This window comes from Clostridium hydrogeniformans DSM 21757 (assembly GCF_000686705.1).
In the GTDB taxonomy this organism is placed as follows: domain Bacteria; phylum Bacillota; class Clostridia; order Clostridiales; family Clostridiaceae; genus Clostridium_Z; species Clostridium_Z hydrogeniformans.
The window spans coordinates 326,759-348,489 of sequence record NZ_JMLJ01000003.1 but is presented as its reverse complement, the minus strand read 5'-3'; the positions used below and the strand labels follow the sequence as shown (position 1 = coordinate 348,489).

General features: G+C 31.5%; 18 protein-coding genes. 17 read left to right on the top strand and 1 reads right to left on the bottom strand.

Features of this window, described 5'->3' with window-relative positions; genetic code table 11:
- Nucleotides 1–187: 187 nt before the first annotated feature.
- The 11 genes from BR69_RS0101470 (at nucleotide 188) to BR69_RS0101420 (ending at nucleotide 13,340) form a co-directional block, all read left to right on the top strand.
- Nucleotides 188–1,210 carry a sugar-binding transcriptional regulator gene (locus tag BR69_RS0101470; RefSeq protein WP_027631584.1) on the top strand — a complete coding sequence of 341 codons (1,023 nt, stop codon included), beginning with the start codon at nucleotides 188–190 and terminating at the stop codon, nucleotides 1,208–1,210.
- A gap of 136 nt (nucleotides 1,211–1,346) precedes the next feature.
- Nucleotides 1,347–2,351, top strand: coding sequence for a type I glyceraldehyde-3-phosphate dehydrogenase (gene gap / locus BR69_RS0101465; RefSeq protein WP_027631583.1), 1,005 nt, complete (start codon nucleotides 1,347–1,349; stop codon nucleotides 2,349–2,351).
- Nucleotides 2,352–2,718: 367 nt separating this feature from the next.
- Nucleotides 2,719–3,912: a phosphoglycerate kinase gene (locus BR69_RS0101460; RefSeq protein ID WP_027631582.1), complete on the top strand. Its 1,194-nt coding sequence runs from the start codon at nucleotides 2,719–2,721 to the stop codon at nucleotides 3,910–3,912.
- Between the two features lie 240 nt (nucleotides 3,913–4,152).
- A complete protein-coding gene (gene tpiA, locus BR69_RS0101455; RefSeq protein ID WP_027631581.1) occupies nucleotides 4,153–4,905 on the top strand; it encodes a triose-phosphate isomerase in 753 nt (250 codons plus the stop codon).
- Nucleotides 4,906–5,281: 376 nt separating this feature from the next.
- Entirely contained in the window at nucleotides 5,282–6,811 is a 1,530-nt protein-coding gene (gpmI, locus tag BR69_RS0101450; protein ID WP_027631580.1) for a 2,3-bisphosphoglycerate-independent phosphoglycerate mutase, read from the top strand.
- Between the two features lie 448 nt (nucleotides 6,812–7,259).
- Nucleotides 7,260–8,171 (top strand): ABC transporter ATP-binding protein, encoded by a 912-nt coding sequence (locus tag BR69_RS0101445; RefSeq protein ID WP_027631579.1) that lies wholly within the window; start codon nucleotides 7,260–7,262, stop codon nucleotides 8,169–8,171.
- The gene (locus tag BR69_RS0101440; RefSeq protein WP_027631578.1) at nucleotides 8,171–9,403 is read left to right on the top strand and encodes an ABC transporter permease subunit; all 1,233 of its coding nucleotides are present in this window, start codon (nucleotides 8,171–8,173) and stop codon (nucleotides 9,401–9,403) included. The genes BR69_RS0101445 and BR69_RS0101440 overlap by 1 nt, the downstream gene beginning before the upstream one ends.
- Before the next feature lie 281 nt (nucleotides 9,404–9,684).
- Complete coding sequence (locus BR69_RS0101435; protein WP_034849043.1) at nucleotides 9,685–10,119, top strand: PTS sugar transporter subunit IIA; 435 nt, start codon at nucleotides 9,685–9,687, stop codon at nucleotides 10,117–10,119.
- Between the two features lie 58 nt (nucleotides 10,120–10,177).
- Nucleotides 10,178–10,468 (top strand): PTS sugar transporter subunit IIB, encoded by a 291-nt coding sequence (locus BR69_RS0101430; protein WP_034849041.1) that lies wholly within the window; start codon nucleotides 10,178–10,180, stop codon nucleotides 10,466–10,468.
- 16 nt (nucleotides 10,469–10,484) lie between these two features.
- Nucleotides 10,485–11,774, top strand: coding sequence for a PTS ascorbate transporter subunit IIC (locus tag BR69_RS0101425; protein WP_027631575.1), 1,290 nt, complete (start codon nucleotides 10,485–10,487; stop codon nucleotides 11,772–11,774).
- 447 nt (nucleotides 11,775–12,221) lie between these two features.
- On the top strand, nucleotides 12,222–13,340 hold the full coding sequence (locus BR69_RS0101420; protein WP_027631574.1) for an Ldh family oxidoreductase: 1,119 nt from the start codon (nucleotides 12,222–12,224) through the stop codon (nucleotides 13,338–13,340).
- 76 nt (nucleotides 13,341–13,416) lie between these two features.
- Here the strand turns inward: BR69_RS0101420 and BR69_RS0101415 are convergent, their stop codons facing one another.
- Entirely contained in the window at nucleotides 13,417–13,950 is a 534-nt protein-coding gene (locus BR69_RS0101415; protein WP_027631573.1) for a DL-endopeptidase inhibitor IseA family protein, read from the bottom strand.
- Nucleotides 13,951–14,394: 444 nt separating this feature from the next.
- On the opposite strand from BR69_RS0101415, the gene eno reads away from it, so the two are divergent.
- The 6 genes from eno (at nucleotide 14,395) to BR69_RS0101385 (ending at nucleotide 21,718) form a co-directional block, all read left to right on the top strand.
- Complete coding sequence (eno, locus tag BR69_RS0101410; protein ID WP_027631572.1) at nucleotides 14,395–15,696, top strand: phosphopyruvate hydratase; 1,302 nt, start codon at nucleotides 14,395–14,397, stop codon at nucleotides 15,694–15,696.
- Between the two features lie 184 nt (nucleotides 15,697–15,880).
- A complete protein-coding gene (gene secG, locus BR69_RS0101405) occupies nucleotides 15,881–16,111 on the top strand; it encodes a preprotein translocase subunit SecG (protein WP_027631571.1) in 231 nt (76 codons plus the stop codon).
- 317 nt (nucleotides 16,112–16,428) lie between these two features.
- Nucleotides 16,429–18,456: a sodium-translocating pyrophosphatase gene (locus BR69_RS0101400; protein WP_027631570.1), complete on the top strand. Its 2,028-nt coding sequence runs from the start codon at nucleotides 16,429–16,431 to the stop codon at nucleotides 18,454–18,456.
- Between the two features lie 681 nt (nucleotides 18,457–19,137).
- Nucleotides 19,138–20,439, top strand: coding sequence for a citrate/sodium symporter CitS (gene citS, locus BR69_RS0101395; protein WP_242840636.1), 1,302 nt, complete (start codon nucleotides 19,138–19,140; stop codon nucleotides 20,437–20,439).
- Nucleotides 20,440–20,579: 140 nt separating this feature from the next.
- Nucleotides 20,580–20,840 (top strand): citrate lyase acyl carrier protein, encoded by a 261-nt coding sequence (citD, locus tag BR69_RS0101390; protein WP_027631568.1) that lies wholly within the window; start codon nucleotides 20,580–20,582, stop codon nucleotides 20,838–20,840.
- Nucleotides 20,840–21,718, top strand: coding sequence for an HpcH/HpaI aldolase/citrate lyase family protein (locus BR69_RS0101385; RefSeq protein WP_027631567.1), 879 nt, complete (start codon nucleotides 20,840–20,842; stop codon nucleotides 21,716–21,718). The genes citD and BR69_RS0101385 overlap by 1 nt, the downstream gene beginning before the upstream one ends.
- The last annotated feature ends 13 nt before the right edge of the window (nucleotides 21,719–21,731 follow it).

Below are 21,731 nucleotides of genomic sequence, written 5' to 3'. Positions count from 1 at the left end.
TTCTTATAAATTATTTCTCACTTTATATAAAAAACATTAAAAAAATAAGATAGAAAGAGATAATTTATGAAATCAAAGAAATTTTTTCAAAAAAACTATTTAAAAAATTTATAAAATACTTTATAATAATAGATGTGGGACACAAAAGTTTTTGCTGGGACGCAAAAAGACCAAAGGAGTGTTTAAGTTGAATGATATATTAAAATTACAACAGAAATTAGTTCCAGAGTTAGTAGAACTTTTGGAGAAAAGATATAATATACTAAAAACCATATATTATAATCAGCCAATAGGTAGAAGAATACTAGCTAATAGGCTTGATATAGGGGAAAGAATAGTAAGAAGTGAGGTTAACTTTTTAAAATCTCAGAACCTTATAGAAATAAACACTCCAGGAATGAATGTTACCCTAGAAGGAGAAGAAGTTTTAGAAAAGCTTAAAAACTTTATCCATGAAATAAAAGGACTTACAACGGTGGAAAAAGACTTAAAAGACTTATTAGGTTTAGAGGAAGTCATTGTTGTACCTGGAAACATGGATGAAGATGAATCTTCTATTAAAGAGCTAGGGAGAGCAGCAGGAAACTATATTAAGTCTCTTATAAAGGAAAATAGCATAATTGCTTTAGCTGGAGGAACAACTGTGAAGGAGATGGTGGACAACTTACCTAAGCTACACAGTATGCCTGGAGTTTTAGTAGTTCCTGCAAGAGGTGGTATGGGAAGAAATGTTGAAACCCAAGCTAATACTTTAGCAGCATCCCTTGCAAAGAAAATTAATGCTCAGTATAAAATGCTTCATGTACCAGATAATCTAAGTGAGAAAGCCTTAAGTACCATATTAAATGAAGATGAAATAAAGGAAGTAGCTTCTAATATAAAGAAAGCAGATATTCTTATATATGGTATAGGTAGGGCAGAGCATATGGGATATAAAAGAGGTTTATCAGAAGATAAGATTTCTTCCATCACTAATAGTGGAGCAGTAGGAGAAGCTTACGGGTGTTATTTTGACATAAAAGGAAATATGGTATTTTCAACCTCTTCAGTAGGCATTTCCCTAGAAGATGCTGATAAGATAAAGCACATAATAGCAGTAGCAGGTGGGGAAAATAAAGCAGAGGCCATCCTTGCAGCTCAAATAGGAAAATCCAAGGGTGTTCTTATAACTGACGAGGGAGCAGCAAGAAAGATACTGGAGAATGTTTAAGAATAAGAATCATGTTTAAGAATAAGAAAAATGCATAAAAAGCTATCTTATCTTAAATATTAAATATGTATATAGATATTTATTATAAATATTTATTATAAATAAATTTATATAAAAGTTTTAGGAGGTATTTGTAATGGTAAAAGTTGCAATTAACGGATTTGGTAGAATAGGAAGATTAGCATTAAGATTAATGATTGAAAACCCTGAGTTTCAAGTTGTTGCTATAAACGACTTAACAGACGCACAAACATTAGCACACTTATTTAAGTATGACTCAGCTCAAGGAAGATTCAATGGAGATATAGAAGTTAAAGAAGGAGCTTTCGTAGTTAATGGAAAAGAAATAAAAGTTACTGCTGAAAGAAACCCAGCTGACTTACCTTGGGGAGAACTTGGAGTAGACGTAGTTCTAGAATGTACAGGTTTCTTCGCATCAAAGGAAAAGGCAGAAGGACACATCCAAGCTGGAGCTAAGAAGGTTGTTATATCTGCACCAGCAACAGGAGATTTAAAAACAGTTGTATTTAACGTAAACCAAAATGTATTAGATGGATCAGAAACAGTTATATCTGGAGCATCTTGTACAACAAACTGTTTAGCACCAATGGCTAAGGTATTAAATGATAAGTTTGGTATGACAAAAGGATTTATGACAACAATCCACGCTTACACAAACGACCAAAATACTTTAGATGCACCTCACTCTAAGAAGGACTTAAGAAGAGCAAGAGCAGCAGCTGCAAACATAGTTCCAAACTCAACTGGAGCAGCTAAGGCTATAGGATTAGTTATACCAGAACTTGCTGGAAAGCTTGATGGAGGAGCTCAAAGAGTTCCAGTTATAACTGGTTCTTTAACAGAGCTTGTATGTACTTTAGGTAAGAAGGTTACAGTTGAAGAAATAAACGCTGAAATGAAGGCTGCAAGTAATGAATCATTTGGATATACTGAAGAGCCATTAGTATCTTCTGATATCATAGGAATAAACTTCGGTTCATTATTTGATGGAACTCAAACTAAGGTTATGGAAGTTAATGGAGAGCAATTAGTTAAGGTTGCTTCTTGGTATGACAATGAAATGTCTTACACTTCTCAATTAATAAGAACTTTAAAGTATTTTGTTAATGCTGCAAAATAATTAAAACTTTAAATAGAGCAAATTAAAGGCATATATAGGTCTGGTTTTGTAGTTATCTTAGGCTATAAGGCCAGACCTTTTGTATAACACATAATATGATATAAGTTTTTAAAATGTATAATATTTTATAATAATATATGCTTATTGGAATAATTATTTCTATGATATAATATTTATGGCTTTAATTAAACATTAAAATATAAAATTTAGCTTAATTTACATGAGTTTTATTTATCTTAAGTTCTAGGTAGTTTCATTCTAAAGTTTTCAAACTTTTATATAAAAGTTTGAAATTATAGATGATAGGACTTTAAGGTTAGGATAAATTTATGTAGTACCATCAATAGAAAGTAAAGAGGTGGATAAAATGAAATTTAATAAGAAGACTGTAGAAGATTTACAAGTTAAAGGTAAAAAGGTATTAGTAAGATGTGATTTTAACGTACCACTAAGTGAGGGCAAAATCACTGATGAAAACAGATTAGTTGGAGCAATGCCAACTATAAAGTACTTAGTAGACAATGGTGGAAGAGTTATACTATGTTCTCACCTTGGAAAGGCTAAGGGTCCAGATCCAGCATTAAGCCTTGAGCCAGTAGCTAAGAGACTATCTGAAATGTTAGGAAAAGAAGTTGTTTTTGCAGCAGATGACAATGTAGTTGGAGAAAATGCTAAGAAGGCAGTAGAGTCAATGAAGGATGGGGATGTAGTACTTCTTCAAAACACAAGATTTAGAAAAGAAGAAGGAAAGAATGAAGAGACTTTCTCAAAGGATCTTGCATCTTTAGCTGATGTTTATGTAAATGATGCCTTTGGAACAGCTCATAGAGCTCACTGTTCAACAGTTGGAGTAACAAACTTTGTAAATGAAGCAGCATGTGGATATTTAATACAAAAGGAGCTTAAGTTCCTTGGAGAAGCTGTTGAAAATCCAGAGAGACCTTTTGTTGCAATACTTGGAGGAGCTAAGGTTTCAGATAAGATAAATGTTATAAACAACCTATTAGATAAGGTAGATACCCTAATAATAGGAGGAGGAATGGCATATACCTTCTTAAAAGCTCAAGGATATGAAATCGGAACTTCATTACTTGAAGCAGATAAGGTGGATTACGCTAAAGAAATGATGGAGAAAGCTAAGGCTAAGGGTGTTAAGCTATTACTTCCATTAGATAATGTAGTTGGAGATAAGTTTAGCAGTGATGCAACTCCAGTTATAACAGAGGATCAAAATATACCAGAAGGACATATGGGACTTGATATAGGACCAAAAACTTCAAAAATTTATGCTGATGCAGTTAAGGAAGCTAAAACTGTAATATGGAATGGACCAATGGGAGTATTTGAGTTTGAAAACTTTGCTAAGGGAACTATAGAAGTTGCAAAAGCTATGGCAGGCTCAGATGCTACAACAATCATTGGGGGAGGAGATAGTGCAGCTGCTGTTAATATATTAGGCTTTGGAGATAAAATGACTCATATATCAACAGGTGGTGGAGCATCTCTTGAGTTCTTAGAAGGAAAAGACCTTCCAGGAATATCAGCTTTAAATAATAAATAATATATAAAATTTTTCAATTAAATAATTAGTCATTATGCTTATATATCTTATGTTATACTTGGTGAAGACACTATGTTTATATAATTTTTAAAAGCATATTATATTTACTGAACTTCCATAGGATATTAAGGGCATATTTGACTAATTATTTTCTTAAAATACCTAAGTTTAATTTATAATTGGCTATTGATTAGTTATCAATGGTGAATTATAAATTAAAATTAAAAGGAGTGTTTAACAATGAGAAAGTCAATAATAGCTGGAAACTGGAAAATGCACTATACTGTTTCTGAAACAGTTAAAACAATAGAGGAATTAAAGCCACTTGTTAAAGGAGCAAACTGTGATGTAGTTCTTTGCGTACCTTTCACATCATTAGATGCTGCATTAAAAGCAGTAGAAGGAACTGATATAAAAATAGGAGCTCAAAACATGCACTTTGAAGAAAAGGGTGCCTTTACTGGAGAAATAGCTCCAGGAATGCTTGAAGATATGGGAGTTCATTATGTAGTAATAGGACATAGTGAAAGAAGACAATACTTTAATGAAACAGATGAAACTGTAAATAAGAAGATTAAGGCAGCATTTAGCCACAACATAACTCCTATACTATGTGTTGGAGAAAGCTTAGAAGAGAGAGAAGCTAATATAACTAATGAAGTTATAGGAGCTCAAGTTAAACTTGATGTTATGGGACTTACTAAGGAAGAAGTAGAAGATCTTGTTATAGCATATGAGCCAATCTGGGCAATAGGAACAGGTAAGACTGCAACTTCAGATCAAGCTAATGACACAATAGGAGCTATAAGAAGCATTGTAGAAGGATTACATGGAAAAGAAGTAGCAGATAAGGTAAGAATACAATATGGTGGATCTGTTAAGCCAGGAACTATAAAAGAGCAAATGGCAAAACCACACATAGATGGAGCTTTAGTTGGGGGAGCAAGCCTTGTAGCTTCAGACTTTGCTGGAATTGTAAATTTTGATAAATAGCATAGACAATAGTTAAAGGTAAGTTTTAAGACTTTAAGTAAGCTTAAACAATTAAGAGGGATTGAGAGGTGAAAATGTTTTGATAATCCCTCTTAATTGATAACCATTCCTTATATCTATTGTCTTTTTTATTACATAAAGAGTATAATTAAGTTAATAAAAGAAAAACAATAATATTAAGATTTATAAGTCTTATAATAGTTAAAATAAAATTTTTAAAATTAAGTTTAAGTTTTGTTTAGGCTTTAATAGAGCCAGAGAACAAAATCAATCCTTTTAATTAAGCTATTTATTCTCTAAAAGATAGCTAAGTTTATTAGGATAAATATCACATAAATATAATAAGAATTAGGACTTTAGGTTTAGGAGGGATATTATGGCTAAAAAACCAGTTATGTTAATGATATTAGATGGATTTGGAATAAGTGATAAGGTTGATGGTAATGCTGTACTTGCAGCAAATAAGCCTAATTATGATAAATGTTTTAATAACTACCCACATACACAAATTGCAGCTAGTGGATTAGATGTTGGACTTCCACAAGGACAAATGGGTAACTCAGAAGTGGGACACTTAAATATAGGTGCTGGAAGAGTTGTTTATCAAGAGCTTACTAGAATCACAAAGGAAATAGAAGAAGGAGCTTATTTAAACAATGAAGAACTAAACTTAGCTATGAATAATGCAAAAGATAAGGGAACAGCTCTTCATCTTCTTGGATTATTATCTGATGGGGGAGTTCACTCTCATATAGATCACTTAAAAGGTCTTTTAAGAATGGCTAAGGAAAAGGGACTTTCAAAGGTTTATGTTCATGCTTTTATGGATGGTAGAGATGTTTCTCCAACATCAGGTAAGGGAACTGTAGAAGAGCTTAAAGCTTATATGGAAGACCTTGGTGTAGGTGAAATTGCTACTTTATCAGGAAGATACTATGCAATGGATAGAGATAATAGATGGGAAAGAGTAGAACTTGCCTACAATGCTATGGTTCTTGGAAAAGGCGAAACTGCAATAAATCCAGTAAACTATATAGAAAAGTCTTATAATGATAATAAGACAGATGAGTTTGTTCTACCATGTGTTATTATGAAGGATGAGAAGCCAGTAGCTAAAATCCAAAATGGGGATTCTATTATCTTCTTTAATTTTAGACCAGATAGAGCTAGAGAAATTACAAGAGCAATAAATGATAAAGTTTTTGAAGGATTTAAAAGAGAAAACTTAGATCTTACTTTTGTAACTATGACTCAATATGATAAAACTATAGAAAATGTTCATGTAGCATATAAGCCACAAAGTTACTCTAATACTTTAGGTGAATACCTAGCTAAGAATGATAAGACACAATTAAGAATGGCAGAAACAGAAAAATATGCTCACGTAACCTTCTTCTTTAATGGAGGAGTTGAAACTCCAAATAGTGGAGAAGATAGAGCGTTAATACCATCTCCAAAGGTAGCTACTTATGACTTAAAACCAGAGATGAGTGCTTATGAACTTACAGATGAATTAATAAGTAGATTAGACTCTGATAAGTATGATGTTGTAATAGTAAATTATGCTAATCCAGATATGGTAGGACATACAGGAGTATTTGAAGCAGCTAAGAAGGCTGTAGAAGCAGTAGATACTTGCCTTGGAAGAGTAGTTGAAAAAGTTCTAGAAAAGGATGGAACAGTATTTATAACTGCTGACCATGGTAATGCAGAGCAAATGATAGATTACTCTACAGGAAAGCCAATGACTTCTCATACAACAGAGCCAGTTCCTTTCATATATGTATCAAAGGATGCTAAGGAAATGAGAGAAGGCGGAAGATTAAGTGATATAGCACCAACAATGCTTAATGTTATAGGTCTTCCAGTTCCAGAGGAAATGACAGGTAAGAGTTTAATAAAATAATTAATATATTATATAAAACAGAATTCTAACATTAGTTAGGATTCTGTTTTTTTACTTTAATTATAGGGTTTTTAGCTTAAATCTTAACTTATACATGCACTTAAATCCTTTAAAACCTTAGATCTTAAGTAGTGCATAAGATGAATTTTAAATTGAAAACCCTATATAGGATTTTAATATAAAGCATTAATTTATTCATTAAAATATATTTTATTTATAATGTTTAGATATGGGGATGAATTAAATTTTAAACTTAAAGCCTCATATAAAAACTACTATTTAATAATTTCTTAAGAAATACTTTCAGATTTCTAAAGCTTTAGGTTATATAATTACTTATATGATATAATTGTTTACAGAAAGTAATTGCATAAAATGTAATTACTTACATTTCATGCATGTAACAAGGGTTGATACAGGGTAAAATATTATAATTAGGAGTGAAACTATGAAGGCTTTAGAAATTAAAAATCTATATAAATCCCTAGGAAAGCGAGAAATAATAAAAGACTTATCCCTAGAGGTTAATGAAGGAGAAATATTTGGTTTTTTAGGACCTAATGGAGCAGGAAAGACTACAACCATAAGAATGATAGTAGGGCTTATAAACCAAGATAAAGGTACTATAAGAATAATGGATAAGGATCTTAAAACCCACAGGGAAGAGGCTCTTAGAAATGTAGGGGCAGTGGTTGAAAATCCAGAACTATATAAGTATTTATCAGGAAGAGAAAATCTTATGCAAATAGCTAGGATTAGAAAGGTTTCAAAGGATAGGGTAGAGGAAGTAATAAAACTTGTAGGATTAGAAGGCAGAATAGATGATAAGGTTAAAAAATATTCCTTAGGAATGAAACAAAGACTTGGACTAGGTGCTGCCTTATTATCTAACCCAAAGTTATTAATCTTAGATGAACCTACTAATGGATTAGACCCAAATGGAATTATTGAATTTAGGGAAATAGTTAAAAGAGCGGCATTAAGAGAGAGAATAGCAGTTTTTGTATCTTCCCATATTTTAAGTGAAGTAGAACAGTTATGTGATAGGGTTGCATTTATAAACCATGGAACTATAAAATCTGTAGAAAGCATAAATAAAAGTGGTATGGATACAGAAGAAGAAACTGTGGTACTGCTTACAAGAAATGAAGAGGTAGCTATGACAAGTTTACCATCCATAGAGAGGGTTATTAGCTTTAATAAAAAGGAAGAAGGAATAATTATTAAGGTGGAAAGTGGACAAATACCAGGCCTAGTAAAGGATTTAGTAGCAGTAGATATAGAAGTAGATGAAATTTATAGAAGACATAGAGGGCTTGAGCAAAGGTATATGGAGATTATGGAAGGGGGAGAGAAATAATGATTTTTACGCTAATTAAAAATGAAATTATAAAAATACTTTCAAGGGGAAAGACTTGGGTAGTATTTGTTATGTTTATAGCACTAATTGGTCTTTTATCCTATGGTTTGAATAGAGAAGCAAATTATATGAAAAAAATTGATTCACCTAAACAAATGGTTAAGAATTCAGAATCACAGATTGATTATTATAAGGATCAAATAAAATCAATGGAAGATAGTTTGAAAACAAAGGATGATCCTGAACTTAAAATAAAGAAAGAAAGTATGGAAAGAAATAAAGAGGATATGGAAAATAGCACTAAGGAAGCTAAGAAATTAATAGCAGAGGGTAAAGGAGATGAACCATTTCCTTTAGATTTAGATAAGGAAATAAAAGATATAGAATCTAGGCTTAAGAATGCTGATATACCTGATGAACATAAAGTTAGGGATGAAAATCAATTAAAATTATATAAATATTTAAAGGAAAATGGAATTACCCCTGAAAAGCCTTATGTTCTTAATGGATATAATCATATAATGACAGTAATAAGTATTTTAGGACTTATATTCTTAACAATTGGATTATCTATATTTGGTAGTGATATGGTATCAGGAGAATGTACACCACCTACTTTAAAGTTTTTACTTGTACAACCTATAAGTAGGGGAAAGGTACTTTTCTCAAAATTTATATCTCTTGTAATTGTATGTATAGCTATGATTCTATCTGTAGAAGTCCTTTCATTTATTGTTATGGGGGTAATTAAAGGTTTTGGAAACTCCAATTATCCTGTGATATATGGAACCCAATATGCTTTTGATTTAACAAGGGTTGTAGATGGATCACATCCTATTAATATGGTTAAGGGAAGTGGTGAAATTATTACTATAGCAGCCTTCCTTTTAAAAGCTTTAGCTTACCAAACTTTATTTATAGTTACAGTTTGTTCTGTAGTATTTTTAATGTCTACTATATTTAAGAGTAGTATGATATCTATGGCAGTATCTACTTCATTTTTTATAATATATAGTGTGTTAGTAAATGCTATAAGCTCCTTAAAAAAGATATCACACTTTATTTTTATAACCTATGGACAAGCTCCTTCAGTATTAAGTGGGGACTTGGCTATGATGTATAAAAACCCTAGTATAACCATAAGAAATGGTATTATAGTTATGGTTATTACTATTTTAGTATCTTATACCATAGCACATATTAATTTTAAGAGAAAAGATATACTTATATAAAATTCTTATAAAAAGTAAAATGTACCCTATAGAGTAGACATGATAAAAAGTCTATTTTATAGGGTACGTTTTATTCCCATAACTTAGGTTATACTATTTTTTATATATGACTCTTTTAGGCTAGACTTTAAAATCACAATAATAAATAGTTGTAGAGTATATAAGAATTTTCTATAGAAATATGAATTTCTATAAGTATTATAAATACATGAAAGGTTTCCTAGAAATAAAGTGATTTATTTCTTATAATTAATAAGGAGTTATGGGGAGGTGAGAACATTTTGAAAAAACTTTTAACTTATAATACTGTGGAACTTCAGGTGGATGCTAATACTTGGAAAGATGCTATAGAAGTTTCAGGTAATCTTCTTGTTAAAGAGAACAAGGTTGAAAAAGCTTATATAAATGATGCCATAGAAGTGGTAGAGAAATTTGGTCCTTATATAGTTATAACTAATGGGGTAGCCATAGCCCACGGAAGACCTAGTGAGAATGTTAAAGAAGATGCTATAAGCTTAATTACTTTAAAGAAGCCAGTAAATTTTAATTGTGATAAGGATCCTGTATATGTGGTACTTACCCTTGCAGCTACCAGTAAGAGTAATCATATAGAAGCTTTAGGAAGTATTGCAGAGTTTTTAAGTGATGAAAAAAATATAAAATACTTAATGGAAGAAAAGGATAAGGAAAAAGTTTTAAAAGCTATTAATGTATAAGAGTTTATTGTTCCTTATAAAAAATAGCTTAATTATTTATAAGATAAGGGGGAATAACATGAATAAAATTAAGATAATGACAGTATGTGGATTTGGAGTAGGAACAAGCTTAATATTAAAGATGAATATTGAAAGTGTTTTAAATAGTGAAAGTATAGATGCAGAAGTTTTTTCAGAAGAGATAATGGCAGCTCCATCTAATAACTGTGACTTAATATTTACATCTAAAGAGTTTTATGAAGAGTTAAAAAGTAAGGTTAAGGTACCAGTTATAGAAATAAATAATTTTTTAAGTAAAGATGAAATAAAAGAGAAAGGATTAGATGTTATAAAGGGAATTTTAAAATAACATCTAGAAGGTAATTATGAAGGGAATAAGTTTTTTAGTTAATGAAATAATGAAACAACCACCTCTATTTTTAGGAATAATAAGTCTCCTAGGATTAATTTTTCAAAAGAAATCCATAGAGGATATAATAAAAGGAACAGGAAAGACCATAGTAGGGGTAATAGTCCTTATGAAGGGTGTAGACATTATAGCGGCAGCAATAGAGCCTATATCTAAGGCTTTTAATGCTCTATATGGAATTGAAGAAGCTGCAGGTGCCTCTTATATGGGAACCACAGCATTTATTGATACCTATGGTTTCTCTATAGGAATTGTTATGTTATCAGCTTTTATAATAAATATAATAGTAGCAAGATTTACAAGGATAAAGAATGTATTTTTAACAGGTCATATATTATTCTGGATGGCAGTTATATGTGTATCCATTGGGGTAGAAATGAATCTTTCAGGAATGAACTTATTTATATTTTCAACTATAATACTTTCATTATACATAATAATAACACCAGCACTTATAAGACCTTTTGTAAAAAATGTTACGGGAGATGATTCCTTTACTATAGGACACACTACCCTAGGATTTAGTTTAATAGGAGGTTATGTTGGTAGATTTCTTGGAAATAAGGAAAAGTCTACAGAGAATTTAAAGCTTCCAAAGTCCTTAGGATTTTTAAGAGAGACTACAATAACTACATCTATAGTCATGATTATTGTTTATTTAGCTGTGGGAATTATAGTGGGACAAGGTTCTAGAGTTATGATATTTGGAGAAGGAAAAGAAGTTTTCGCTAGTTTTTTTGTTTATGCTATAATACAAGGATTTACCTTTGGAGCAGGATTATACATATTACTTGCAGGAGTAAGACTTATGATGTCTGAAATAATACCAGCATTTAAAGGAATATCAGATAAGTTTATTAAGGGAGCAGTACCTGCTTTAGATTGTCCTATGGTATTCCCTTTTGCTCCTAATGCTGTTTTAATAGGCTTTATAGTAAGTATGATATCCAGTGTTATAACCATAGTTATAGTTTCTTATATGGGATTATTTAAGGTTGCTTTAATACCTTTAACAGTGGCATGTTTCTTTGATATAGGTCCAGCTGCAGTGTTTGCAAACTCAGAAGGAGGAGTAAGAGGCGTTATTATCTCAAGTATCCTTAATGGAGTACTTTTAATTTTATTTGCAGGTATATCTATTGGACTTCTTACTGAAACTATACCAGATTTCCTTAGAGCTTTTGGGGGAAATGACTTCTCCATATGGACTATATTATTTAGGGGAATCTTTAAGATATTTGTATAACGGATTAGAATTAGTGAGACTCTATTTTATGAGTTTCACTAATTTTTTTTATGGTTTTGATTATAATTACTTTTGAGTAAGGATCTTTATTATAGATAGTCACAGAGAAATTAAACTTATCCAATAATTTTTCCTATCATCTATAAAGTTACTAAATAAAAATTTAAGGAATAATTTAATGGTATATTGTAGATATCTATAGTATTAATAAAAGAAATAATTAAACTTAAGGAACAACTTACTTTAAGCTTATAATATTATATATAGAAAACAACTTTGGAAATATATAGAAGGTAGAAAAAACACCATCTGAAGGAAGATTCCTTCTATATCCTTAAAAGTAGTTTGATTTTCTTTAAAATAGGTTAATGGTTATTAGTTGACTATTATTATCCATAGAAATATAATGTAAGTAAATTCTGAAAACTTAAACGAAGAGGTGTAAATATGAAGGAAAATATTTATTGGATAGACTTTGAGACAATGCATAACTTTATGATAGACGTATTTAAAGGCGTGGGTGTTAAGGAAGAGGATGCTAAAATCTGTGCTGATGTTTTAATAGAAGCAGATATGAGAGGAATAGATTCCCATGGAATAGGAAGATTAAAGCCAATATATTATGATAGAATAAAAGAAGGTATACAAGACCCTGTTACTAATATTGAAATAGTTAGAGATAAGATGGCAACGGCAGTTATAGATGGGCATAATGGAATGGGTCATGTTATCAGTAAAAAAGCTATGGAAATGGCCATAGAAAAGGCAAAAATCTATGGAATGGGAATGGTGGTTGTAAGAAATTCAACTCACTATGGTATTGCTGGATATTATCCTTTAATGGCTGTAGAGAATAATATGATAGGAATAACAGGAACTAATGCAAGACCAAGTATAGCTCCTACCTTTGGGGTGGAAAATATGCTTGGAACTAATCCATTAACTTTTGCAATGCCAAGTGATGAGGAATTCCCATTCTTTTTAGATTGTGCAACATCCATAAGTCAAAGAGGTAAAATTGAGGTATATGACAGAATGGGAAAAGATATTCCAGAAGGCTGGGTTATTGATGAGAATGGTAATGCAAGAACTGATACCCATGAGGTCCTTAAGGATCTAGTTAAAGGTAAGGCTGCTTTAGCACCACTTGGAGGAATTGGAGAAGATGGTGGAGGGTATAAGGGCTATGGATATGCAACTGTTGTAGAAATTTTAAGTGCTGCATTGCAAGGAGGAGCCTTCCTTAAGGGACTTTTAGGCTTTGATGAAGAAGGAAATAAGGTTCCTTATAGACTAGGACATTTCTTTATAGCCATTGATGTAGAGCATTTTATAGATGTAGATAAGTTTAAGAAGAGCACAGGAGATATTCTTAGGGATTTACGTAACTCTAAAAAAGCTCCAGGGCATGATAAAATATTTACTCCAGGAGAAAAGGAACATGAAGCATGGCTTTATAGAAAAGATAAGGGAGTTCCAGTAAATGCTGCTCTTCAAAAGGATATGATTACTTTAAAGAAAGAACTTAATTTAAGTAAGTATAGTTTCCCTTTTGAAGAAGCTTAAAATAATATATACCTAAAAAGAAACACTATGGGTTATATTTTTATAATCCCTTAGTGTTTCTTTTATACTATACTTCTTATACATACCAAAACTCACAAAATTTCCATTTTCCATTTATAAGCTTTAATACTTTTTTCTCTTCTACTTCTAATGATTTATCTAAAAAGGTAACAGTTATTTTATCTTTATCAAAATGAAAGTTTTTTTCAGATTTATCATAATTAACTCTTAAGCCAGCATCTCCCATGACAAAGTATAAGGTTTTATTAATAGTTATCATATATCTATTTAAAATGTTATCAATAACTTCTTTCTTAAAATAAGGAGAAAGCTTTTCTAAAATTTCTTCCTTAGAATTGTAGTTAGTATATTTACCATAGGTAAAACCATTAAGGGATATGGGGTTTTTATCATAGTAAGCACTGCCTTTAAATAGGGTTTTAAGGAGCTCTTCTCCTTTGGCTACAATTTTTAAAAGTTCTTCTTCAGAAGGGTATTCTATGGTTGACTTAATTTCTATTTTCTTAGGGGGTTCTAAACTTTCACTTTTATAAGTACAGCCAATTAAAAGAAGGGGTAATAAGGAGAGAGAGAAAATAGTTTTTTTCAAAACATCACATCCTAAATATAATAGTTCACTAGCAGTATATTAAGAAAAATATATAAGGGAACTAAAAGATAATAATTTAAATAAATCAATTATCACAAGAATTTAATGGATATAAGGTATAATTACTTATAAAAAAGAAATTATATTTATATATGGATTTTAGTAAATACAGGTTATAATATTAGTAATTAAACAATGTAAGCAATTACATTGTTGGAAATTATAATTATTTAATAATGATTTTGTTTAACACTTGAAAATGGATTTCAATACTAATATAATTATAGATATAAAAGTAATATTTTCTACTGAATAAAAATAAGTGAAATTGAAGAAAATATTACTACATACTGAATATAGGTATTTATGTTTAAGATTAAGATAATAATAAGTTTGTTATTTTAAACTTAAAATCATATAGCAGTTTTTAGGAGGTAATATTTTATGAAAAATTATGTTGAAATTGTAGACGTATATGCAAGACAAATTCTTGACTCAAGATGTTTCCCAACTGTAGAGGTTGAAGTAACATTAGAAGATGGTACAGTTGGAAGAGCAGCAGTTCCATCAGGAGCTTCTACTGGAATATTTGAAGCAGTAGAGTTAAGAGATGGAGATAAGGAAAAGTACAATGGTAAGGGTGTTTTAAAAGCTGTTGAAAATGTAAATGAAGTTATAGCACCTGAACTTGTAGGAGCAAACATATTTGATCAAGTATCTATAGACAAAACAATGATAGAATTAGATGGAACAGATAATAAGGGTAAGTTAGGAGCTAATGCTATGCTTGGAGTTTCCTTAGCATGTGCTAGAGCTGCTGCAGAGTACTTAGGATTACCTCTATATCAATATATAGGTGGAGTAAATGCTAAGGTTCTACCAGTTCCAATGATGAACATAATAAATGGAGGAAAGCATGCAGATAACAATGTAGACCTTCAAGAATTCATGGTAATGCCAGTAGGAGCTCCTTCATTTAGTGAAGCTTTAAGAATGTCTGCTGAAGTATATCATGCCCTAAAGGGAATATTAAAATCTAAGGGTTATGAAACTGGAGTAGGTGATGAAGGTGGATTCGCTCCAAACCTAAAGTCAAACGAAGAAGCAATACAAGTTATAATAGAAGCTATAGAAAAGGCTGGATATGCTCCTGGTAAGGAAATGTTCATAGCTCTTGACCCTGCATCTTCAGAAATATTTGAAGATGGTAAGTACAACTTAAAGGGAGAGGGTAAGGTTCTAAGCCCAGAAGAAATGGCTGACTTCTATGTAGACTTATGTAATAAGTACCCAATAATATCTATTGAAGATGGAATGGCAGAAGAAGATTGGGAAGGTTGGAAGTTAATAACTGAAAAGCTTGGAGACAGAGTTCAATTAGTTGGAGATGACCTATTTGTTACAAACACTGAAAGATTAACAATGGGTATTGATAGAAAGGTTGCTAACTCTATATTAATAAAGTTAAACCAAATAGGTACATTAACAGAAACTTTAAATGCTATAGAAAAGGCTCAAAGAGCTGGATATACAGCAGTTGTTTCTCATAGATCAGGAGAAACTGAAGATACAACTATAGCTGATTTAGTTGTTGCAGTTAATGCAGGACAAATAAAAACTGGTGCTCCAGCAAGATCAGAAAGAGTTGCTAAGTACAACCAATTATTAAGAATTGAAGAAGAATTAGAAGATATGGCAGAATATGGAGGAAGAGATGCTTTCTACAACGTAAAAGATAGAAAGTAGTCTTGAATCTTAAATAATAAATACCCTTGTATAATGCAAGGGTATTTCGTTTCTAAATTTAAATTATTGAAAAAATATATAAAAAATTCCAGTTATAAGTTCTAAATATATTGTATAATTCAATGTTATATGTTAGAATGGGTGCATATATTAAAACTTATGTTTTGAATGGAGGCGTAGTGCTGTGCACAATATTTTAGTTATATTGGAATTTATATTATCTACATTATTAGTAATTGTAGTTTTACTTCAGCCAAGTAAAGCAGACGGATTAAAGGGATTTGTAACAGGAACCACGGAAACTTTCTTTAGCAAGAATAAATCTAGAACAAGAGAAGCACTACTTTCTAAAGCAACGGTAGTTGTAGCAGTATTATTCGCGGCAAACACTATAGCACTAAATGTAATAAAGTAGTTAAAAAAGATATGCTGACTTATCATACTATTAAGTTCTCTTAATAGTTAATATGTGATTAAGTTGGCTTTTTTTTTAACTTTAAGGTGTTGGTTCATTAATGTACTAAAGATATTGTTAAATATTATATCTTAATGTAAATTAACTTCAGATACTAGTTGAGTTATCTCATTGAAAATCTTAGTTATTATAAGTTAAAGTTTTTATCTTATAATTTAAAACCAAGAATTATATTTGTTTTAATAGTTAATTAGTAATTTAAGTTTAATTCACTAAAGATATAATTTTAAATAAAGCAATATACAGGGGGTAGAGACATGGACAAAATTTACATTTATGCTGCAGTAAGCGGTATAATAGCACTTTTCTTTGCTTTCTTCTTAGCAAAGGGGATTTCTAAGCAAAATGCTGGAAATGAGAGGATGAAGGAGATAGCAGGCTACATTGAACAAGGAGCTATGGCATTCCTAAAAAGAGAGTATAAATATCTTACTATTTTCATTGTTATTGTTGGAGCTATAATAGGAATATTCCTTAATGTTCAAACTGCTATTGCGTTTATAATTGGCGCAATATTCTCAATACTTGCAGGATATTTTGGTATGAAGGTGGCAACCTCTGCTAATGTAAGAACAGCAGAGGCAGCTAAAACTGGACAGGCTCCTGCACTAAAAATAGCTTTCTCTGGTGGAGCTGTTATGGGAATGTGCGTTGTTGGGCTTGGTGTACTTGGAATAAGTATTCTCTATATAATATTTGGAGGAGAAACAAGTTACTTAACAGGATTTGGACTTGGAGCTTCTTCTATTGCATTATTTGCAAGAGTTGGTGGAGGCATATATACTAAGGCAGCAGATGTAGGAGCAGACTTAGTTGGAAAAGTAGAAGCAGGAATACCAGAGGATGATCCAAGAAATCCAGCAGTTATAGCAGATAACGTGGGAGATAATGTGGGAGATGTTGCTGGTATGGGGGCTGATTTATTTGAGTCTTATGTTGGATCTATAATATCAGCTATAACTTTAGGATCTTCTATGGCTGTTAATATGAGGGAGAAGGCTATAATATTTCCTATGCTTTTAGTATCTATTGGAATAATAGCATCTATTTTAGGAACATTAGTTGCAAGAAATAGTAAAGCTAATAATCCACAAAAGGCATTAAATAGTGGAACCTATATTGGAGGAATAATAGTAATAATATCAACATTAATTTTAAGTAAGACAATGTTTGGAGATTTTAAAGCATTTTTTGCTGTGACATCAGGATTATTAGTTGGTATGTTAATAGGGAAGGTTACAGAAATTTATACATCAGCAGATTATAAGTCAGTTAAAACTATTTCAAACCAATCTCAAACAGGACCAGCTACAACCATAATATCAGGTCTTGCTGTTGGAATGAAGTCTACAGTAATTCCTATTATTTTAATAGTTGCTGGTATATTAGTTTCTTTCTATGCTATGGGAGGCAATGATGTTAATATTAATGGATTATATGGTATATCATTAGCAGCAGTAGGGATGCTTTCTATTACTGGACTTACAGTGGCTGTAGATGCATATGGTCCAATAGCAGATAATGCTGGAGGAATAGCAGAAATGGCTCACTTACCTTCTTCAGTAAGAGAGATAACAGATAAGCTTGACTCTGTAGGTAATACAACAGCAGCTATAGGTAAAGGTTTTGCCATAGGTTCAGCTGCTTTAACGGCTCTGGCACTTTTTGCATCTTATGCAGAGGCAGTAAAGCTTCAATCAATAAATCTTTTAACTCCTGTTACCCTAGTTGGGGTTTTATTTGGAGGAATGCTTCCATTCTTATTTGGAGCTTTGACTATGGAATCCGTAGGAAAGGCTGCTAATGAAATGGTGGAAGAGGTAAGAAGACAGTTTAAGGAAATTGATGGAATAATGGAAGAAAAGGCAAAGCCTGATTATGCAAGATGTGTTGAAATTTCAACGGCAGCAGCATTAAGAGAAATGATACTTCCAGGGGTTATAGCTATTGTAGTTCCTATATTAGTGGGAATTTTATTTGGAGCAGAAGCTTTAGGAGGTCTTATAGGTGGAGCTGTTGTAACAGGAGTTCTTGTAGCAATTTTAATGTCAAATGCTGGGGGAGCTTGGGATAATGCTAAAAAGTATATAGAGAGTGGAGTATATGGAGGCAAAGGAAGTTTTGCTCATAAGGCTGCAGTGGTAGGAGATACTGTAGGAGATCCATTTAAAGATACTTCAGGACCATCTATGAATATACTTATAAAACTTATGACCATAGTGTCCTTAGTTTTTGCACCAGTAATTCTTGAATATGGTGGAATTCTTTTAAGCTTGTTTAAATAGAAAAATATAAATTTAGATAAGAATCATAAATCCAGAGCTTTTGCCTAGGTAAAAGCTCTGGATTTAAAATATTAATTACCTTGTAGGGTAAGAGCTAAATATAAGGTTAAATATAGGGTTTTAATATGAGTTTTTAACCTATTCATTAAAAATATCCCTGATTTAACTTAACCTAGGCACATGTATAACTTAATTTTAAAACTTAAAATCCTATATTATAGAATTTTAACATAAGCTCTTAACTTATTCATTAAAAATGTACTTAGTTTATCTTGCTTTAGCGGATGTGTAAATTAACTTTTAAAAATAAAATTCTATAAAATAATAGTAAGCTGTGTTATAGTGCAATATTTATGCTCTATAACACAGCTTATTTTATGTGTAAATTATTATACACCATAGCTTATATAAAGTCTTAAGATGTAAAAATGAAATTAGAAACATTAATAAATATGAGGAATAGTGAGAATTTCTATAAATTTTTAATAACAAATATGTTTTAAAGGAATACTATTAAGGTACTTATATTCAGGATATATAGAGAAATTTATAAAAAAATTATAAGTTTTTCTAAAACAAAAAAAAGATGTTGTGAAAATGTATACAATGATGTAATATTGTATACAAGAAAACCATTACAATGTTTCAAAATTACTATCTAATTTTAGAGGGGGAATTTACTTGGAAAAAGAACAAAAACAATTTAAAATTTTTGGTATGCCTTGGTATTTATTCGCTATATTTGCCATAGCAGTTATTGCCTCTTCTTTACTTAATGTAGTTAGTAAAGAAATAACTTTTGGATTTGCAACAATGTTTGTATTAGGAGTTATCCTAGGAGAAATAGGAGACAGAATTCCAATATGGAATGAATATGTAGGTGGAGGAGCTATCCTTGCATTTATAGCGTCAGCCTATCTTGTATACATTGGTGTAATGCCAAAAGGAACAACAGAAAGTATAACATTCTTCATGGAAGAGACGAACTTTTTAAATTTATTCATATCAGTACTTATAACAGGAAGTATATTATCTGTAAATAAAAAGCTTTTAGTAAAAGCATTAACTGGTTATGTACCAGCAATTTTAGGCGGAGTTTTAGGAGCATTTGCTTTAGGAGCCTTAGGTGGACTTTTAGCAGGAGTATCCCCAATAGATGTAGCAATGAAATATGTATTACCTATAATGGGTGGGGGAACAGGAGCAGGAGCTATACCAATGTCTGAAATTTATAAGTCAGTAACAGGTGGAGATCCTAAGGAGTTTTTATCCTTTGCATTCCCTATATTAACTATTGCAAATATAATTTGTATAATAGCAGGAGCTCTTCTTAATAAATTAGGGGAAAGATCAAAAGGATTAACTGGAAATGGAACCCTAATGAGGGGAAAAGGCTTCGATGCAGAAGACAAGAAGGTTAACGTTAAAATAACGAACAATGAAATTGGAGCTGCATTACTTATGGCAACAGCATTCTATGCTATAGGAGCTGTTATGTCTAAAAAAATATTACCTGGAATAGGTGATGTTAAATTCCACACTTTCGCATACATGGTTTTATTTGTATCATTATTTAATGTATTAGACTTAGTGCCAGAGGATATAAAGCAAGCATCTAAAAAGCTTCAAAGCTTCTTTACTGCAAAATTCCTTTGGGTAATAATGATAGGAGTTGGAGTTGCTTACACTGATATTGGAGAAATAATAGCAGCTTTAACATTAGGAAATGTATTTATAGCTACCTTTATAGTTATTGGTGCTATAATAGGATCAGGATTTGTTGGATACCTAGTTGGATTCTATCCAATAGAGACAGCTATAACAGCAGGACTTTGTATGGCTAATAGAGGAGGATCTGGAGATATTGCAGTACTTGGAGCTGCAAAGAGAATGGAACTTATGTCCTTTGCTCAGATATCCTCAAGAATAGGTGGGGGACTTATGCTAGTAATAGCTAGTGTGGTCTTTGGAATGTTCATGTAAAGCATAAGATTAATTTAGAGACTTTTATATTAATCATAAGAAAATAATCTTAGCTCATATGGCTTATAGCTATATGAGCTAAGATTACAGCTAAAGGAAAGTCTCTTTAATATAAAATTATTCACAGGAGGAGAGTAGTTATGATAGGAACAGCTGGAAATGAAAAATCAGATGACGTATTAGTAACTGTGGATCTATCTCATAAGGAAGGTATAGAAATAGAGCTAATAAGCAAGATAGAAAAACTATTTGGAAAGCAAATGAAAGAGGTTGTTTTAAATACATTAAAAGAACTTAACATAGAAAAAGCTAAGGTTGTAGTACAAGATTTTGGAGCTTTAGATTTTGTAATAAAGGCAAGAGTTAAAACAGCAATAAATAGAGCAAGGGGGAATAAATAATGAGTAAAAGACTTAGAAGATCCATGTTATTCTGTCCTGCTAGTGACCCTAAAATGTTAGTTAATGCACCTGTGTATAAGCCAGATTGTATAGTTTTTGACTTAGAAGATGCAGTGGCTTATTCAGAAAAGGATAGTGCTAGAGATTTACTTTGTGAGGCACTAAAGACTGTAGATTATGGAAACTGTGAAGTTTTTGTAAGAATAAATGCATTATACACTGAATTTGGAAAGAAAGATGTAGAAGAGCTTGTAAAGGCAGGAGTTAAGAATTTAAGACTTCCAATGACTGAGAGCAAAGAAAACATCATAGAACTAGATAACCTTTTATCTTCCCTTGAAAAAGAAAATGGAATAGAGGAAGGATATATAAAGATACAAGCAGCTATAGAGACTCCAAAGGGAGTACTAAATGCTCTTGAAATAGCAAATGCTAGTGATAGAGTAGTTGCAATTTCTATTGGAGCAGAAGATTTTACAAGAACCTTAGGAGTAGATAGAACTAAGAGTGCCATGGAACTTCAATGGGCTAGAGGATATATAGTACTAGCTGCTAATGTGGCAGGAGTAGATTCAATAGATACAGTATTCGCTGATATTAGTGATATGGAAGGCTTTGAAAAAGAGGTAAGGGATGCTAAGACCTTAGGATTCTCAGGAAAGTCTTGCATACATCCAGCTCAAGTAAAATTAGCTCATAAGGTGTTTACACCTACCAATGAGGAAATAGAAAAATCCCTAGAAATAATAGAAGCTGCAAAGGAAGCAGAGGAAAAAGGAATTGGAGTTATAACTGTAAGAGGAAAAATGGTAGATATTCCAGTTATTCAAAAAGCAGAAAGAGTAATAAGCCTAGCAAAAGGTGCAGGAGTTATTTAAAGGAGGGATTCTA

What these genes read in the sequence shown, in the direction of transcription:
- gap (WP_027631583.1), top strand. Translation starts at nt 1,347, where the DNA reads ATGGTAAAAGTTGCAATTAACGGATTTGGTAGAATAGGAAGATTAGCA.
- BR69_RS0101460 (WP_027631582.1), top strand. Translation starts at nt 2,719, where the DNA reads ATGAAATTTAATAAGAAGACTGTAGAAGATTTACAAGTTAAAGGTAAA.
- tpiA (WP_027631581.1), top strand. Translation starts at nt 4,153, where the DNA reads ATGAGAAAGTCAATAATAGCTGGAAACTGGAAAATGCACTATACTGTT.
- gpmI (WP_027631580.1), top strand. Translation starts at nt 5,282, where the DNA reads ATGGCTAAAAAACCAGTTATGTTAATGATATTAGATGGATTTGGAATA.
- BR69_RS0101445 (WP_027631579.1), top strand. Translation starts at nt 7,260, where the DNA reads ATGAAGGCTTTAGAAATTAAAAATCTATATAAATCCCTAGGAAAGCGA.
- BR69_RS0101440 (WP_027631578.1), top strand. Translation starts at nt 8,171, where the DNA reads ATGATTTTTACGCTAATTAAAAATGAAATTATAAAAATACTTTCAAGG.
- BR69_RS0101430 (WP_034849041.1), top strand. Translation starts at nt 10,178, where the DNA reads ATGAATAAAATTAAGATAATGACAGTATGTGGATTTGGAGTAGGAACA.
- BR69_RS0101425 (WP_027631575.1), top strand. Translation starts at nt 10,485, where the DNA reads ATGAAGGGAATAAGTTTTTTAGTTAATGAAATAATGAAACAACCACCT.
- BR69_RS0101420 (WP_027631574.1), top strand. Translation starts at nt 12,222, where the DNA reads ATGAAGGAAAATATTTATTGGATAGACTTTGAGACAATGCATAACTTT.
- eno (WP_027631572.1), top strand. Translation starts at nt 14,395, where the DNA reads ATGAAAAATTATGTTGAAATTGTAGACGTATATGCAAGACAAATTCTT.
- BR69_RS0101400 (WP_027631570.1), top strand. Translation starts at nt 16,429, where the DNA reads ATGGACAAAATTTACATTTATGCTGCAGTAAGCGGTATAATAGCACTT.
- citD (WP_027631568.1), top strand. Translation starts at nt 20,580, where the DNA reads ATGATAGGAACAGCTGGAAATGAAAAATCAGATGACGTATTAGTAACT.
- BR69_RS0101385 (WP_027631567.1), top strand. Translation starts at nt 20,840, where the DNA reads ATGAGTAAAAGACTTAGAAGATCCATGTTATTCTGTCCTGCTAGTGAC.